Source organism: Pseudorhodobacter turbinis (assembly GCF_005234135.1).
Lineage (GTDB): Bacteria > Pseudomonadota > Alphaproteobacteria > Rhodobacterales > Rhodobacteraceae > Pseudorhodobacter > Pseudorhodobacter turbinis.
On the sequence record NZ_CP039964.1, the window covers coordinates 2121786 to 2134941 of the forward strand.

The 13156-nt window shown below is 54.9% G+C and carries 10 protein-coding genes, 2 tRNA genes and 4 pseudogenes; 8 read left to right on the plus strand and 8 right to left on the minus strand.

Annotation, left to right across the window (positions count from 1 at the left end; all coding sequences use genetic code 11):
- Nucleotides 1-506 precede the first annotated feature (506 nt).
- The 3 genes from EOK75_RS10225 to EOK75_RS10235 all read left to right on the plus strand — a co-directional run bounded on the left by EOK75_RS10225 (nucleotide 507) and on the right by EOK75_RS10235 (nucleotide 2108).
- Complete coding sequence (locus EOK75_RS10225) at nucleotides 507-1049, plus strand: peptidoglycan-binding domain-containing protein (RefSeq protein ID WP_168199207.1); 543 nt, start codon at nucleotides 507-509, stop codon at nucleotides 1047-1049.
- Between the two features lie 446 nt (nucleotides 1050-1495).
- Nucleotides 1496-1870 (plus strand): serine O-acetyltransferase, encoded by a 375-nt coding sequence (locus EOK75_RS21575; RefSeq protein WP_276612512.1) that lies wholly within the window; start codon nucleotides 1496-1498, stop codon nucleotides 1868-1870.
- 161 nt (nucleotides 1871-2031) lie between these two features.
- Nucleotides 2032-2108: transfer RNA gene (locus EOK75_RS10235), tRNA-Arg, on the plus strand.
- A gap of 206 nt (nucleotides 2109-2314) precedes the next feature.
- Here the strand turns inward: EOK75_RS10235 and EOK75_RS10240 are convergent.
- The 5 genes and pseudogenes from EOK75_RS10240 to EOK75_RS21400 form a co-directional block, all read right to left on the minus strand.
- Entirely contained in the window at nucleotides 2315-3019 is a 705-nt protein-coding gene (locus tag EOK75_RS10240) for a hypothetical protein (protein WP_137193864.1), read from the minus strand.
- Complete coding sequence (locus tag EOK75_RS10245) at nucleotides 3012-3800, minus strand: hypothetical protein (protein WP_168199208.1); 789 nt, start codon at nucleotides 3798-3800, stop codon at nucleotides 3012-3014. The genes EOK75_RS10240 and EOK75_RS10245 overlap by 8 nt, the downstream gene beginning before the upstream one ends.
- A gap of 55 nt (nucleotides 3801-3855) precedes the next feature.
- Nucleotides 3856-4324, minus strand: a pseudogene (locus tag EOK75_RS10250) (transposase domain-containing protein); the annotation flags it as partial.
- A gap of 59 nt (nucleotides 4325-4383) precedes the next feature.
- The gene (gene tnpB, locus EOK75_RS10255) at nucleotides 4384-4668 is read right to left on the minus strand and encodes an IS66 family insertion sequence element accessory protein TnpB (protein WP_476705432.1); all 285 of its coding nucleotides are present in this window, start codon (nucleotides 4666-4668) and stop codon (nucleotides 4384-4386) included.
- 73 nt (nucleotides 4669-4741) lie between these two features.
- A pseudogene (locus EOK75_RS21400) lies at nucleotides 4742-5026 on the minus strand (UvrD-helicase domain-containing protein); the annotation flags it as partial.
- A 53-nt stretch (nucleotides 5027-5079) separates the two neighbouring features.
- Here EOK75_RS21400 and EOK75_RS10265 point away from each other — a divergent pair.
- Nucleotides 5080-5241 (plus strand): annotated as a pseudogene (locus EOK75_RS10265) (ATP-binding protein); the annotation flags it as partial.
- A gap of 676 nt (nucleotides 5242-5917) precedes the next feature.
- Nucleotides 5918-6448 carry a DUF4336 domain-containing protein gene (locus tag EOK75_RS10270; protein WP_137193866.1) on the plus strand — a complete coding sequence of 177 codons (531 nt, stop codon included), beginning with the start codon at nucleotides 5918-5920 and terminating at the stop codon, nucleotides 6446-6448.
- A gap of 947 nt (nucleotides 6449-7395) precedes the next feature.
- Here EOK75_RS10270 and EOK75_RS10275 read toward each other — a convergent pair.
- The 3 genes and pseudogenes from EOK75_RS10275 to EOK75_RS10285 all read right to left on the minus strand — a co-directional run bounded on the left by EOK75_RS10275 (nucleotide 7396) and on the right by EOK75_RS10285 (nucleotide 9600).
- Nucleotides 7396-8421, minus strand: coding sequence for an IS110 family RNA-guided transposase (locus EOK75_RS10275; RefSeq protein WP_137192924.1), 1026 nt, complete (start codon nucleotides 8419-8421; stop codon nucleotides 7396-7398).
- A gap of 83 nt (nucleotides 8422-8504) precedes the next feature.
- Nucleotides 8505-9203 (minus strand): annotated as a pseudogene (locus EOK75_RS10280) (IS3 family transposase); the annotation flags it as partial.
- A 312-nt stretch (nucleotides 9204-9515) separates the two neighbouring features.
- Nucleotides 9516-9600: transfer RNA gene (locus tag EOK75_RS10285), tRNA-Leu, on the minus strand.
- A 149-nt stretch (nucleotides 9601-9749) separates the two neighbouring features.
- Here EOK75_RS10285 and EOK75_RS10290 point away from each other — a divergent pair.
- From EOK75_RS10290 to EOK75_RS10300, 3 genes are all read left to right on the plus strand, one after another.
- Nucleotides 9750-10736, plus strand: coding sequence for a complex I NDUFA9 subunit family protein (locus EOK75_RS10290; protein WP_137193867.1), 987 nt, complete (start codon nucleotides 9750-9752; stop codon nucleotides 10734-10736).
- Between the two features lie 18 nt (nucleotides 10737-10754).
- Nucleotides 10755-11558, plus strand: a complete 804-nt coding sequence (locus EOK75_RS10295) for an undecaprenyl-diphosphate phosphatase (protein WP_137193868.1) — start codon at nucleotides 10755-10757, stop codon at nucleotides 11556-11558.
- A 161-nt stretch (nucleotides 11559-11719) separates the two neighbouring features.
- Nucleotides 11720-13156, plus strand: coding sequence for an NAD(P)-dependent oxidoreductase (locus EOK75_RS10300; protein WP_137193869.1), 1437 nt, complete (start codon nucleotides 11720-11722; stop codon nucleotides 13154-13156).

Below are 13156 nucleotides of genomic sequence, written 5' to 3' on the forward strand. Positions count from 1 at the left end.
GTTGATCCGCCGGTATCTGTCGGCTTTACCTATGATGTCACGGGTGGGTCTTTGATCACTTCGATCACAGCGCCATCATTGGCAACGGTTGCGGACATCGACGGTTACACCATTAACTTCGGTTTGGGCGACATCGTTCTTGCCGCGGGTGCAACATATACCTTTGGCGGCGGCGGCGTTGATTTCCTTACCCTTTCGGGCATCGACACATCTTTGTCACTGGACCCAACAAACCCGTTGGCGTTTCCGGTAGGCATGACCTTTGATAAGGTTATGGGAGATTTCTCGGTTGTCATCACGCCGATCACCGAAGATGTCGGTGGCGTGTCGCCCGTTCCTTTGCCTGCCTCTGGTCTGCTTTATATCGGGGCGATGTTGCTTGGTGGTGGTGCGCTGCGTCGTCGCCAAAAAGCAGCTTGATTGCATCTATGCGCATGCGCTTTGAACGCAACACTATGAGGGGTACATTCGTATCCCTCATATTCGTATGCGGCCTTGCGGCCCCGATGGCTTATGCCGCAGATGCGAACGGGAAGTTCGGCATCAAGGGGGGCGGGCTTCAAACTTGTGAAAGCTTCACTGAGGCCATGGAAAAGGGCACGGCGGATGTCGCGCTCTATGGCGGGTGGATCGAGGGTTTTATAACGGCACAAAACCAGCACAACGAAAACACCTATGATATCGCGCCTTGGCAGACGACCAGCACCATGTTGGAATTGACGAAATCCCTGTGCAATCAGGCCAAGCCGAACACGCGCTTCATCGATGCATTTGCGGGTGTTTTTCGCATACTCTTTCCCGCAAGACTGCAACAGGAAAGCGCCGTCGTGGGGGTCAGCAATGGCGAGGCACGTTCCATTGCATATGTTGAGGTGTTGAAACGCGTTCAGCAGGCGCTTCGCGATGAAGGGTATGAGATCGCAGATGACACCGGCGCGTTCGATCAGGCATCAATCCGTCAGCTGATGGATTATCAAACCAAGAACGGGCTTGTCGCAACAGGGCTACCCGACCAACCAACCCTTTATGCGCTGTTTTTCAAAAAATAGCCGCACTCCCATAAAGGGGCGGCATTGCTTTTCGGTGCCATGCGGTAGCGGGGTAAAGCTCTTTCGGCGGTGATATGAGCCTTGATTTGGCGCGTTTGGGCGATAACGCGCTGCATCCCCTATGCATGGCTGGGTTTTGGTTAATTAATCTTTACGCTGGAAATTAGATCCCCTAACTCTGACAGTCGTCATTAACCCTTTGTTGAGAGTACCCCGTGTCTGATAATCCGCCTGAGAAAGCTCTGACCGCAGATACGACAAGTCCTCAAGCCCTTAACCCTGGTCATCAAAACGAAAATCCGCGAGGGATCGGGTTCTGGGGATTGGTTCAGGAGGATTTTAAAACCCACGAGTGCGACTTTTTTGCCCAAGGGTTTTGGGCATTGTTCTGGCATCGTTTTGGTAATTGGCGCATGTCGGTAAGGCCGCAACTTCTGCGGCTGCCTGTGAGCCTGTTTTACAAAATGATGTATAAGTCCTGCCAGTGGTTCGGCGGTATCGATTTGCCCTATACGACCTATGTCGGGCGCCGCGTGAAGCTAGAGCATTTCGGCGGAATGATACTGGTCGCCCAGAGCATCGGGGATGATGTTATCATCCGGCAGAATACCACCTTTGGCATTGTCCATACCAATAGCATTGCGGGGCGGCCGGTTATTGGCAACGGGGTTGATATCGGTGCCGGGGCGGTGCTTATTGGCGATATCACGCTTGGCGATGGTGCAAAGATTGGTGCAAATGCAGTCGTGCTGAGTAATGTCGCGGCTGGCTGTGTGGCAGTTGGCGTTCCGGCCCGCATTATTAAGCGCCCCCAAGAATAACACAAGGCTCCGCCCTACGCGGACATGAGCATCAGTTCGCGTTAGGCCCGTAATTTTCACCACGCAGCTTTAAGTGGCTTCACCTTCTGTTGCCACAGGCAGCATACCGGTGCGCAGTACCGTTGACATTGCCGGTGCCTTCCCTAAAAAGAGAACATTAAGGGCCGTTAGCTCATCTGGATAGAGCGCCAAATTCCTAATTTGGAGGTAGCAGGTTCGAGTCCCGCACGGCTCACCAATACCTTGGTGTAGATGAGGCATAAGTGTGCGCAATAAGTCCGTTTCTCGTGCGCACCCCTGTCAAGAAATACTCTCGAAAATTACACGATTTCACTTAATGCATTGAATTTAATGGATTTATACATTTCCCTTGAAATCCAGCATGGATTCCTCGGAAAATCGGGACAGTCACGAATGCTACTGTACCGATCGACGCCCTCTCCGCTACTTGAGCGCTTTGACTGACTCTTCCCTTAGATAGACGGGACCAAAATCGTGGCCGTCTGGGGAAAAGCGATTAACACGGGCTGCCGCGAGAAGGGTTTTCAGTGTGTTGCGATGGTACCCAGTTTCCTCGATCAACGTGGTCAGCGTCACAAAACGACGGTGGAACGATGAGATGTCTTCGGCGCTGAGGCGATATTGAACGCGTTTTGTGCGGGGGTGCATGTGTTGCAGCGCAGGTGTCTGGCCAGCCTTGACCAATGCAATGAAGTTTCCATGATCTCGCAGCCCGACGGTGCGACCGAATTCGGCAGCACTTATTTCTCCTGGGGACAGGACCTCGTTGGGGATACTGGGCTTTGGGCGCAATGGGGCGAGGAGGTCGACTTGGCTATTTTGGACGACGATCCCGTGAAAACCCGTGCCCCCCATCCGTTGCCCAACAGATATCTGTTCCTCCCGGACCGCTTGGATCAGATCCGAAAGTCCTACCCCTGTCCGCTTGCGAGCCAGAAGCAGGGTTTCCCAATTGTTGTCGCCCTCTCCGACGGGGACCGCGCCGGTAAGGAGTTCTGCGACAAAAGCTGTTCCGTCAGAAACGCGCCATGGATTCTTGATCTTGGCGATGCGTGTGCGCGGGATCAGAAGGCCCTCATCCTCCAGCGCCATAAGTTTACGTAAAGTCGCCCCCATGGCTTCACGCATGGCCTTGGGTCCTGCAAGGGTGGGGATCTCTGAGCAGCTCGGCATGCACCTGCGCGTCAAACACGCGGCGACTCGAAGGGCGGTCATCTTGTTTGGGCAAAGCGCCAGCTTCGAGTAGAAAGTGTTCGATAACCTGTACACCGATGCCAATCTCATGTGCCGCTGTGACGAGGGAGTGCATGCGACGTTCTGTTACAACTTCACCCAGTAGCGTTTCGCCCGGCGCGATGGGCCAGTGATCGCGAATGCACTCTCGCAAGATGTTTAAGAACGGGACAAACTCATCCTCCACAGGATTTTTGCCGTTAAAATCCTGATACATCGCACCGAAGGCCTTATTAGGTTCATCAAGGTGTCCAGTGTACGAGGCGGCAATCTGGTCGAGTGCTTGTCGGATGGATTTCTCGCCGTGCCGCGCAATATCGAACCCCACCGCATGCGCCGTATCGCCGATAAGCGCATCTTCGAGTTGATCCTTCCGCAGGAAGGCTTCTCCAAGTAATCGACAAACAGTTATTGAAGCAGAGAGCGTCTGTTCCATGAACCAAGTAACGTCACGATCATTCTGAAGCCGACCATCCAGCCATAGATCGTAGTCAGAAATAGGCGTTTCCGGCTGATCAAGTCTCCCTGACAGGATGCCCTGCTCAATCTCGCGCAGGCGTGCCTGGATGTCATGCCGATCCCGAGGCTTGTCAGATTTCCAGAGAGGAACCAGAGGCTGACGATGCTGGATGCAGGTAATGACATCTCGCAACTGCCAGTTTCCACGCATGACCATGTTTGCGACCCATTGGCCGCTTTGCTGCGTTGCATCCTCGCGTAGGCATGCAGGACATCTTCACGATGCGGTCCGAACCACAGCAGGTGCAGCTGGTCGGCGCCTCGACCACCACACGTTCGCGCGGCACCCTCCCACGGTTTGCAGGCAAACCGCTGCCGGGCAATGGATGGTCGGGAAAGGGTTTGCGCACAGGCTTGCGCCGTGTGAAGGCGCGCACGGTGCTGATCTTGTCTGCAGCAGCGGCTGCTTGAGTCGCCAACGCATCCTCAGGTGGCGGTGGCTTCCAATTTTGCAAGCTGCAATTCCAGCTGATCGATCAGTCGCGCGCGGCGCTCGGAGGAGATGCCGTATTTGTCGCGCCGCAGCTTGGCGATCTCCAGCTTCAATTCCTGGATCATCGCGTCCGTGCAGGATGCCAAAGCGCGGGCCTGCGCCAATTCGGCTTCCGCAGCCTGCGCACGGGCGGTCTGCGCGGCAAGTGCAGCGCTTAATTCGGCGATTTGCAAGGCGGCATCTGACATGGCAGATGTCTACCATGAACGCCACGAAAGGCCAATAAAAACAGGTGCCTCACCGCAGATTATCCAGCCGTTCTGGGCCTTTGCGTCCAACGCGGATTACGCCAGTCGATCCCTTCCAGAAGATAACCGAGCTGGGCTGATGATATCGCCACAGCCGTCCCGTCCTGGCTCACAGGCCAGATGAACTTGCCCGCCTCAAGCCGTTTCAGATACAGCGACATGCCAACCCCGTCATGCCAGAGCAATTTCACCAAGTCGCCTTTACGCCCACGAAAGCAGAATATCTCACCGGCATGCGGGTCACGCCCAAGTCCCTGTTGGACAGACAACGCCAAGGTGTTCATCCGCGCCGCATATCCGTCACCCCACCCGCAATCCAAACCTTCGTGCCCGCCGGAAACGCGATCATGGCCGCACCGTCAGCCGTGACAATACTTCAGCAAGTTTCTGCTCGCCATTGTGCTGGAACGCGGACACTACATGAATTGCTGGCTCAGTCGTTGTTGCGGCAGGAATGACGGATTTCACCAATTGTGTCGGGTTCTTCAAAACAAAATTGCGCGCTGCAAACGCAATCTTGTCGACAGACCTGAAAGTGCGTCCAAGGTCCACAGTTCGATGGACACCCACCTCACCATCGAATGTGCCACCGAATTCCTTCCCGAAGTTCCGCATCAGATGAACGTCGGACCCCGCGAACCGGCTTTGTTGCACAAATCGGGTGTAGGACGTTCTCCCCCTTTACCCCAGACGCACTTACCAGCAATCTCCCCTTCGAGGAATGGACGGGGACACTCGGCTCCGAAAGGCTTACTGGCGCGCTGTTGGATCGTCTCACACACCACGGCTCAATCCTTGAGATGAATGGTGAAAGCTATCGCCTCGCGCAAAGTCGAAAAGCAACTCAAAGCAGATGATCAAGAGTTGCCCCTTTCGGGGCAACGCGCCCGGGAACCCGCTTGCTTTATGATGAGCCGCAGGTCCCCGGGCGCACATCTAAAAGCAGACACGTTACTCCCCCAAAATGGCCTACTTTTACGCCGCCCTAATGGTCCAATTTGCGACCGCCATTGACACACAGCGGTTGACCGGTCCTAATTTGATATGACAGGCAACGAGCTCCTGAAGTTCACAGACCACAAATCACCAGCGTCACTGCAAGCAGCACTCTGAAATGCAACAAATGCCCATTCCATCGACGATCCAATCAGTGACACAAAGGCGTCGTTGAAAATAATGAAATATCCAAAAACTGGGACGAAGACGCTAAGTTTAGCGAATCTTGAATTACCAAATGAGCGGAGTAGCTCCCATGTTGGAGTAAAATGCATTCGGGAATACCTCGATCTTCTTATTTGCTCAATCATTTAGGCAGGTTGCTCAATTGTCCAGTGATTTGGCCCCAGTAAGATACTGATTGCGGATATTCATGCGTTGCACGGCACCCGGTATAGTGGGCTCGAACCTGCCGTTAGCCGCGCAACGCATCAAGGTCCGGAATGAGCCATTCGTACCCTCTGACATGACCCGTGATCCGAACTTTGCAAATTGTGCTATCTGCGCTTACGGATACCGTGATTTGGAGCGATACGAATGGGATATGAGCCGTTGAACGTGCTGAAGTCAGTGGCACCAGATGTTTGGATCGTTGACGGACCGCATGTCCGTTACTACGGGATGCCGTTTCCTACCAGAATGACTATCATTCGGCTGGCTGCAGGCGGCTTATGGGTGCACTCGCCAATTGTCTTGTCACACCCTTTGCTCGAGGCCGTCCAAGCTTTGGGACCGGTAGAGCATCTGGTTGCGCCCAACTGGATACATTACGTATCGCTTGGTGATTGGTCGAGTGCTTGCCCTAAGGCTGTCACTTGGGCCGCGCCGGGCGTGACCGAACGGGCAGCAAGCCGTAAAGTTCCCTTGCGTATCGACCACGAGTTCGGACCGCAGACGGAAGTGCCTTGGGTGTCTGAAATTGAATGGCTCTACGTTGAGGGCAGTTCAACTCATAAGGAGGTTGTCTTTTTTCATTCCAAGTCAAAAACATGGGGGTGTCCGCAATTCGTGTTGGTCAAGCACATCGCCTCAGCGAGTACTCACAATCTCGATCTGGGTGCGTGCTGAACTGAGCCCGTGAGACAGGCATATGGCGGATGGGGGCATCCATATAGCCTGGGTCGGTGTCAATATTGCACAAACTTCAGGATTACCTTCATCGACTGCATATAGGTGGGCTGTGAGATCGAAGAAGCCGGGCTCGACAGGGGCCACGACGCGGTATGTGTTCCAGCCCCGAGTGATCTGTTCGATGCCTCGACGGTCCCGAACGGCATCTCCACTGATTTCTACGCCCGCTCCGAGAGGTAGGCCAGATGCATGGATGTGGATATCGTAGAACTCACCGGGATGGCTCTGGCTGGGCGCCTCGATCGTAATCGATGTGGCCTGTATTAAGGCGTAGCGTGCGTGCGACCCAGCACACCTCGTTGAAATGATTTCTGATGCTCTGAGCGAAGAGATGGTGTTGTCCCGTCGAACATTCGGCCTTCTTAGCGCTTTGGGGGACATCCTATTTCTGAAGCACGTTGATGATCCTGGCAAAGCGCAATCCGGCTACTTCGCAGCCATCGATCCCGCGGACCCAGTGGTTGAGGAGCTTTGCTTGCTTGCTGACGGCTTTGCCGAGGCATTGTGGACCTGTCGCGCTTTCGTGCCGCTCCAAGTGCTCGTTTAAGCCACCTTTCGTTCAAAAGCGACCGGACTTTTCCAACCCAATGCTGAGTGGCGTCGTCGCGGATTGTAGAAGCCGTGTGTGGATGCCCCTTTCAATGCAAGAAGTTTTTCAGATTGCTTGGAACAAGTGATCAGTGCAGTCGTGTGTCCGGCCTTTGAATGCGGCTTTCACACGCCGCTGGCCTGTATGGTGTCCGTGGATCGGGTCCAAATCGTTGATGCGAGCACAAGGCTCCTGGCTTCTATCTGGTTTTCCCAACCCCGTCTTATGACCGTTGTTCCTTACTCTCCTTCGCCCTTCTCACATTGCCGGTTTACTCCAACGCATGGTGCAAAGCTTATGTAGCCAGCGGTGGAATTCGATAGTTCTCTTTTGTGGTTGTTAACGCCCAAACGGTACGGGCAAGCTTGTTTGCCAGGGCAGTCGCCACCAGCATACGAGGCTTGCGCGCCAGCATCTTGGCAAGCCATGATCCAGGTGGTGGACCTTTCCGGATGGCCCAACGGATGACGGCCATTGCGCCTGTGATCAGCAATCGCCTTATATCGCGCTGCCCCATTTTTGAGGTTCTACCCAGGATTTGTCGCCCACCGGTCGACTTCTGCCTTGGTACAAGCCCGCACCAAGCTGCAAACTCACGCCCATTAGAAAATTCTTCCATTGGTGGCGCGAAGGCCTGAATGGTCGTAGCACACATAGGCCCAACTCCGGGGATCGTCATAAGCCGTGATGTTGCTTCATCTGTTTTTGCTCGGCCTTTGATCTCGTGATCCAGCACCACAATCCTTTCGTCAAAAAGAGCGATCTGATCAATGTATGCTTGGCAAAGGCTTAGAATTTGCGCGGGCAGGTCAACCGCGACTTCATCAAAGCTGGCTATTATTCGTCTAAACTGAACCATCCCTTGAGCGACGACGACACCGTATTCTGCTAAATGACCCCGCAAAGCGTTTACCAACTGGGAGCGTTGGCGGACAAATAAATCGCGTGTTCGAAAGACCATGCCCTGCGACTGTTGTTCTGCGCTTTTGACCGAGACGTAGCGCATCGTCGGGCGCGATGCCGCCTCAGCGATCGCTTCTGCGTCATTTGCGTCGTTCTTTTGACGCTTCACAAACGGCTTAACGTAAACAGGTGGAATAAGGCGCGCCTCGTGGCCAAGCTTGCCAATCTCACGCCCCCAATAATGGGATGTAGCGCAAGCCTCCATCGCAACAACGCACTTTGGAAGCTCACTCAGGAACGCGGTAAGCTGAGGGCGCGACAATTTCTTGCGGAACACGACAGAACCATCAGCGGCAGCCCCGTGCAGCTGGAAGCTCCGTTTTGCTAAATCAATTCCTACTATGCTAACATTCTCCATGGATGCTCTTCCTTTGTATGACAGTTTAAGCTGCTATCATTCTGGCACATTGCGATGCCGCCGGGTGGGGCATCCACCCCATCATTGATGTATTCAAAGATCGCCATCTCGGCCTGCCTGCGCGTTTCCCAAGATCTGCGCCAGATCAGTTCCGCTTTGATGGTTTTGAAGAACGTCTCAACAGCCGCATTGTCATAGCAATTTCCTTTGCCACTCATGGACACTTCGAAGTCGTGCTGTCGCAGGATTTTCTGATAGTCGTGCGAACAATATTGCGATCCGCGATCCGTGTGATGAATGCAGCCCTTCGGCGGCGCTAGGAAGGCTATTGCCATGTTCAATGCCCGGATCGCCAGATCCCGTTTCATGCGGTTACTTATGGCCCAGCCGATCACGCGCCTTGAATGCAGGTCCAGTATCACAGCGAGATACAGCCATCCCTCACGCGTCCAAATATAGGTAATGTCACCAGCCCATTTCTGGTTTGGTTGGTCCGCTGAGAACTCACGGTCCAGCAAGTTCGGCGCAATATTGAACTTATGATTGCTGTCCGTCGTGGCTTTATGTTTGCGCGTTCTGACCACAGATATACTGTTCTGGCGCATCAAACGCCCCACGCGACGATGGCCAATATCCAAGCCTATCTCTTTCAGTTCTTCAGTCATGCGCGGCCTGCCATAGCTGCCAAGGCTGAGACGGGATTGTTCTTTGATATGTGCCAAGGTGACCATATCAGACCGTTGTCTGCGACTGCCTGGGCGGTTAGCTTGACGTCGCCAGGCTATCATCGAGAGGAGCTCTTTATCGGCAAGTTGTCATCTACGATGGATATACATTCTGCGGGTGCGATCACTTGCGGAAAAGGTCTTTGTCATTTTTCAGCAGCCACGCGGCCTTCGTAGATGAATCCTGTCCAGCGCATTGTCCGCCTTGAAGATGTCTTGAGGGATGGCCTGAGCTTCGGTCAAGTTCAGGCCAAGACCAAGACACTAAGTATTACTCTTCAATGTGGGACAGGTTGTGTGGCACATTTAGAGAAAAAGATGCCAAAACCCCCTTAAAATCATATAACATTAATTTTAAGGGGTTGACTTTGGTGCCCAGGAGAGGACTCGAACCTCCACGCCTTGCGGCACACGGACCTGAACCGTGCGCGTCTACCAGTTCCGCCACCTGGGCAGGTGTCGTGGGGGCGGTGTAATGCGAGGGTGCGGTACTGTCAACGGGGATTAAACAAAAATCATGCGGTCTTTTGTTGCTTGTTTGAAAAGGCTTGGAGGGATATGCAGATGACCGTATGAAAAGCTTTCCAGATGGAGGCAGGACGGATGAGCAAACGGGTCACGATCTATGGCGGTTCGGGTTTTGTAGGGCGCTACATTGCCCGGCGAATGGCACAAGCAGGATGGCGGGTGCGCGTTGCGGTGCGCCGACCGAATGAGGCGATCTTTGTGCGGACCTACGGTGTCGTTGGTCAGGTGGAGCCGGTTTTGTGCAACATTCGCGATGATGCGTCGGTTCGGCGGGCATTGCAGGGCGCAGAGGCGGTGATCAACTGCGTTGGCACCTTTGATGCGCGTGGCAAGAATAATTTTGCGGCAGTTCAGGCTGAGGGTGCGGGCCGCATCGCGCGTATCGCAGCCGAGGGCGGCGTGGAGCGGCTGGTGCAAATCTCCTCTATCGGGGCGGACGCCGATGCGGAAAGCGAATATTCGCGCACGAAGGCACAAGGTGAGGCAGCCGTTTTGGCGGCGTTCCCAAGTGCTACAATTCTGCGCCCTTCAGTCATTTTCGGGACCGAGGATGGTTTCTTCAACCGTTTTGCCGGTATGTCGGGCTTGACGCCTATCCTGCCTGTCGTTGGCGCGAACACGCGGTTCCAGCCGGTTTTCGTCGATGATGTGGCCTTGGCCGCTGAAATGGCAGCAACCGGCGCGGCCGCTCCGGGGGTGTATGAGCTTGGCGGGCCAGAGGCGGCCAGCTTTCGCGATCTGATGAAAAAGATGCTGGGTGTGATCCAGCGGCGTCGTCTTGTTATGAACATCCCGTTTTTCGCGGCTTCTGCGATGGCGGCCATTTTTGACTTTTTGTCCATTCTGACCGGCGGTCTGGTGAAGAATAAAGTCCTGACCCGCGATCAGGTAAAGAGCCTGACGACCGATAACGTGGTTGCCGAGGGCGCGAAGGGTTTTGCCGATCTGGGGATTAAGCCCGTGTCAATGGATGCGATGCTGCCCGAATACCTGTGGCGCTTCCGTCCGTCGGGTCAGTACGCCGCGATTAAAGATAGCGCGAAAAACCTTCGCAAAGTTTGATATAAGAAAGGGCCGACGATGGCCGATACCACTCTGGCAGCCCTGTTCTTGGGTGTTCTTGAGGGGCTGACGGAGTTTATTCCTGTTTCCTCTACGGGTCATATTCTGTTGGCCGGTCATTTTATTGGCTTTGAAAGCTCTGGCAAGTCGTTTGAGGTGGTGATCCAGCTGGGCGCTGTGCTTGCTGTTTTGTCGGTCTATGCGGCAAAACTGTGGGCTTTGTTCAGCGCTGCCCCGCATGACCCTGCTGCGCGGCGGACCATTCTTTCGGTGCTGGTTGCGTTTTTGCCTGCGGTTTTCATTGGTGTGCTGGCGCATGATTTCATCAAAACAGTTCTTTTTGAAAGCCCGCGTTTGATTTCGGTGATGCTGATCCTTGGTGGCATCGTTTTGGTGTTCGTGGACCGCATTGCGCCGGAACCGCGCTATGACGATGCGATGAAACTGCCGCTGGGTGTCGCGCTCAAGATCGGGTTTATCCAGTGCCTTGCGATGATTCCGGGCGTGTCCCGGTCTGGGGCGACGATTGTTGGTGCCCTGATGTTGGGCGCAAACAAGCGTGCCGCTGCCGAGTTTTCGTTTTTCCTGTCGATGCCGACGATGGGCGGCGCTTTCGCCTACGACCTCTACAAGAATTACGACGTGCTGGATTCTGGCGCGATCAACGAGATTGCCATCGGCTTTGTGGCCGCGTTCATATCAGCCATTTTCGTTGTTCGCTGGCTTTTGGGGTATGTCAGTCGCCACGGGTACGCCCTGTTCGGCTGGTGGCGAATCATCGTTGGCGCGCTTGCTTTTGTGGCGCTCTCGCTGGGCTATTAAGGCGGTAGGTAATGCGTACTGACCTATAATTGGTAAAAAAATACCGAACCGGGATTGAATTTCGAAAAATACCGCCATTTAGGTAAGTGTTGCTGACTTTTAATTTGTTGGGCGGCGCAGTATCACGTCACTCTGACCAAATTAATCAGGGAGGCGCCGTTATGGCCAAGGAACAAATGCTTCGCTTCGTTACGGTTGCCCGTGAGATGCCGGAAAAGCGCCCACCTGATTTGCGGGCCCAGGATTTTCATGAAATCTACCGCGAATATGCGGGCGACAAAGCGGCAGAGCAGGCCGCGCGCTGTAGCCAATGCGGCGTGCCATATTGCCAATCGCATTGCCCTTTGCACAATAACATCCCCGACTGGCTGCGCCTGACCGCCCAAGGCCGTCTGCAAGAAGCCTATGAGCTTTCGCAGGCCACCAACACCTTCCCCGAGATTTGCGGCCGCATTTGCCCGCAAGACCGGCTTTGCGAAGGTAACTGTGTGATCGAGCAATCGGGCCACGGTACGGTTACCATCGGCTCGGTAGAGAAATACCTGACGGATACCGCTTGGGAAAACGGCTGGGTAAAGCCGATCAAGCCGTTGCAAGAACGTACCGAAAGCGTTGGCATCATCGGCGCGGGGCCGGGCGGTCTTTCTGCTGCGGATGTGTTGCGCCGCGCGGGTGTGCAGGTCACGGTATATGACAGCTATGACCGGGCAGGCGGGTTGATGACCTATGGCATTCCCGGCTTCAAACTGGAAAAACCCATTGTGATGCAGCGGGTTGAGCAGCTTGAAACAGCAGGCGTGCAATTTGTGATGAATTGCACTGTCGGCAAGGATTTGACTTTTGATGCGATCCGGGGGCGGCATGATGCAGTTTTGATCGCCACGGGCGTCTATCAGGCCCGCGACCTGCCTGTGCCCGGCGTCGACGCAAAAGGGATTGTTCCCGCGCTGGAGTTTCTGACAGCCAGCAACCGCAAAAGCTTTGGCGATGATGTGCCCGAATATGACAATGGCACGCTGAACGCGGCGGGCAAGCGGGTGGTGGTAATCGGCGGTGGTGATACGGCGATGGACTGTGTGCGCACGGCGATCCGCGAAGGGGCGATTAGCGTTAAATGCCTGTATCGTCGCGACAAGGCGAACATGCCGGGCAGCCAGCGCGAAACCCAAAATGCCGAAGAAGAAGGCGTTGAATTTGTTTGGCTTTCTGCGCCCAAGGGTTTCACCGGCGGTGAATCCGTGGATGGCGTGATGGTGCAAAAGATGCGCCTTGGCGCGCCGGATGCGACGGGCCGCCAAAGCCCCGAAGTCATCGAGGGTGCCGATTATGTCGAACCTGCCGATCTGGCGATCATGGCACTGGGGTTTGAACCGGAAGACCTGCCAACCCTCTGGGACCAGCCGGAACTGGGCGTAACCCGCTGGGGCACCATCAAGGCTGATTTCGAGACCCACGCGACCAATCTGCCCGGCGTCTATGCCGTGGGCGATATCGTGCGTGGCGCCAGCCTTGTGGTCTGGGCGATCCGTGACGGGCGTGAGGCGGCGGCGGCAATGCTGGCTTATATCTCGCAAGAGCAAACGGTCGCGGCAGAGTAA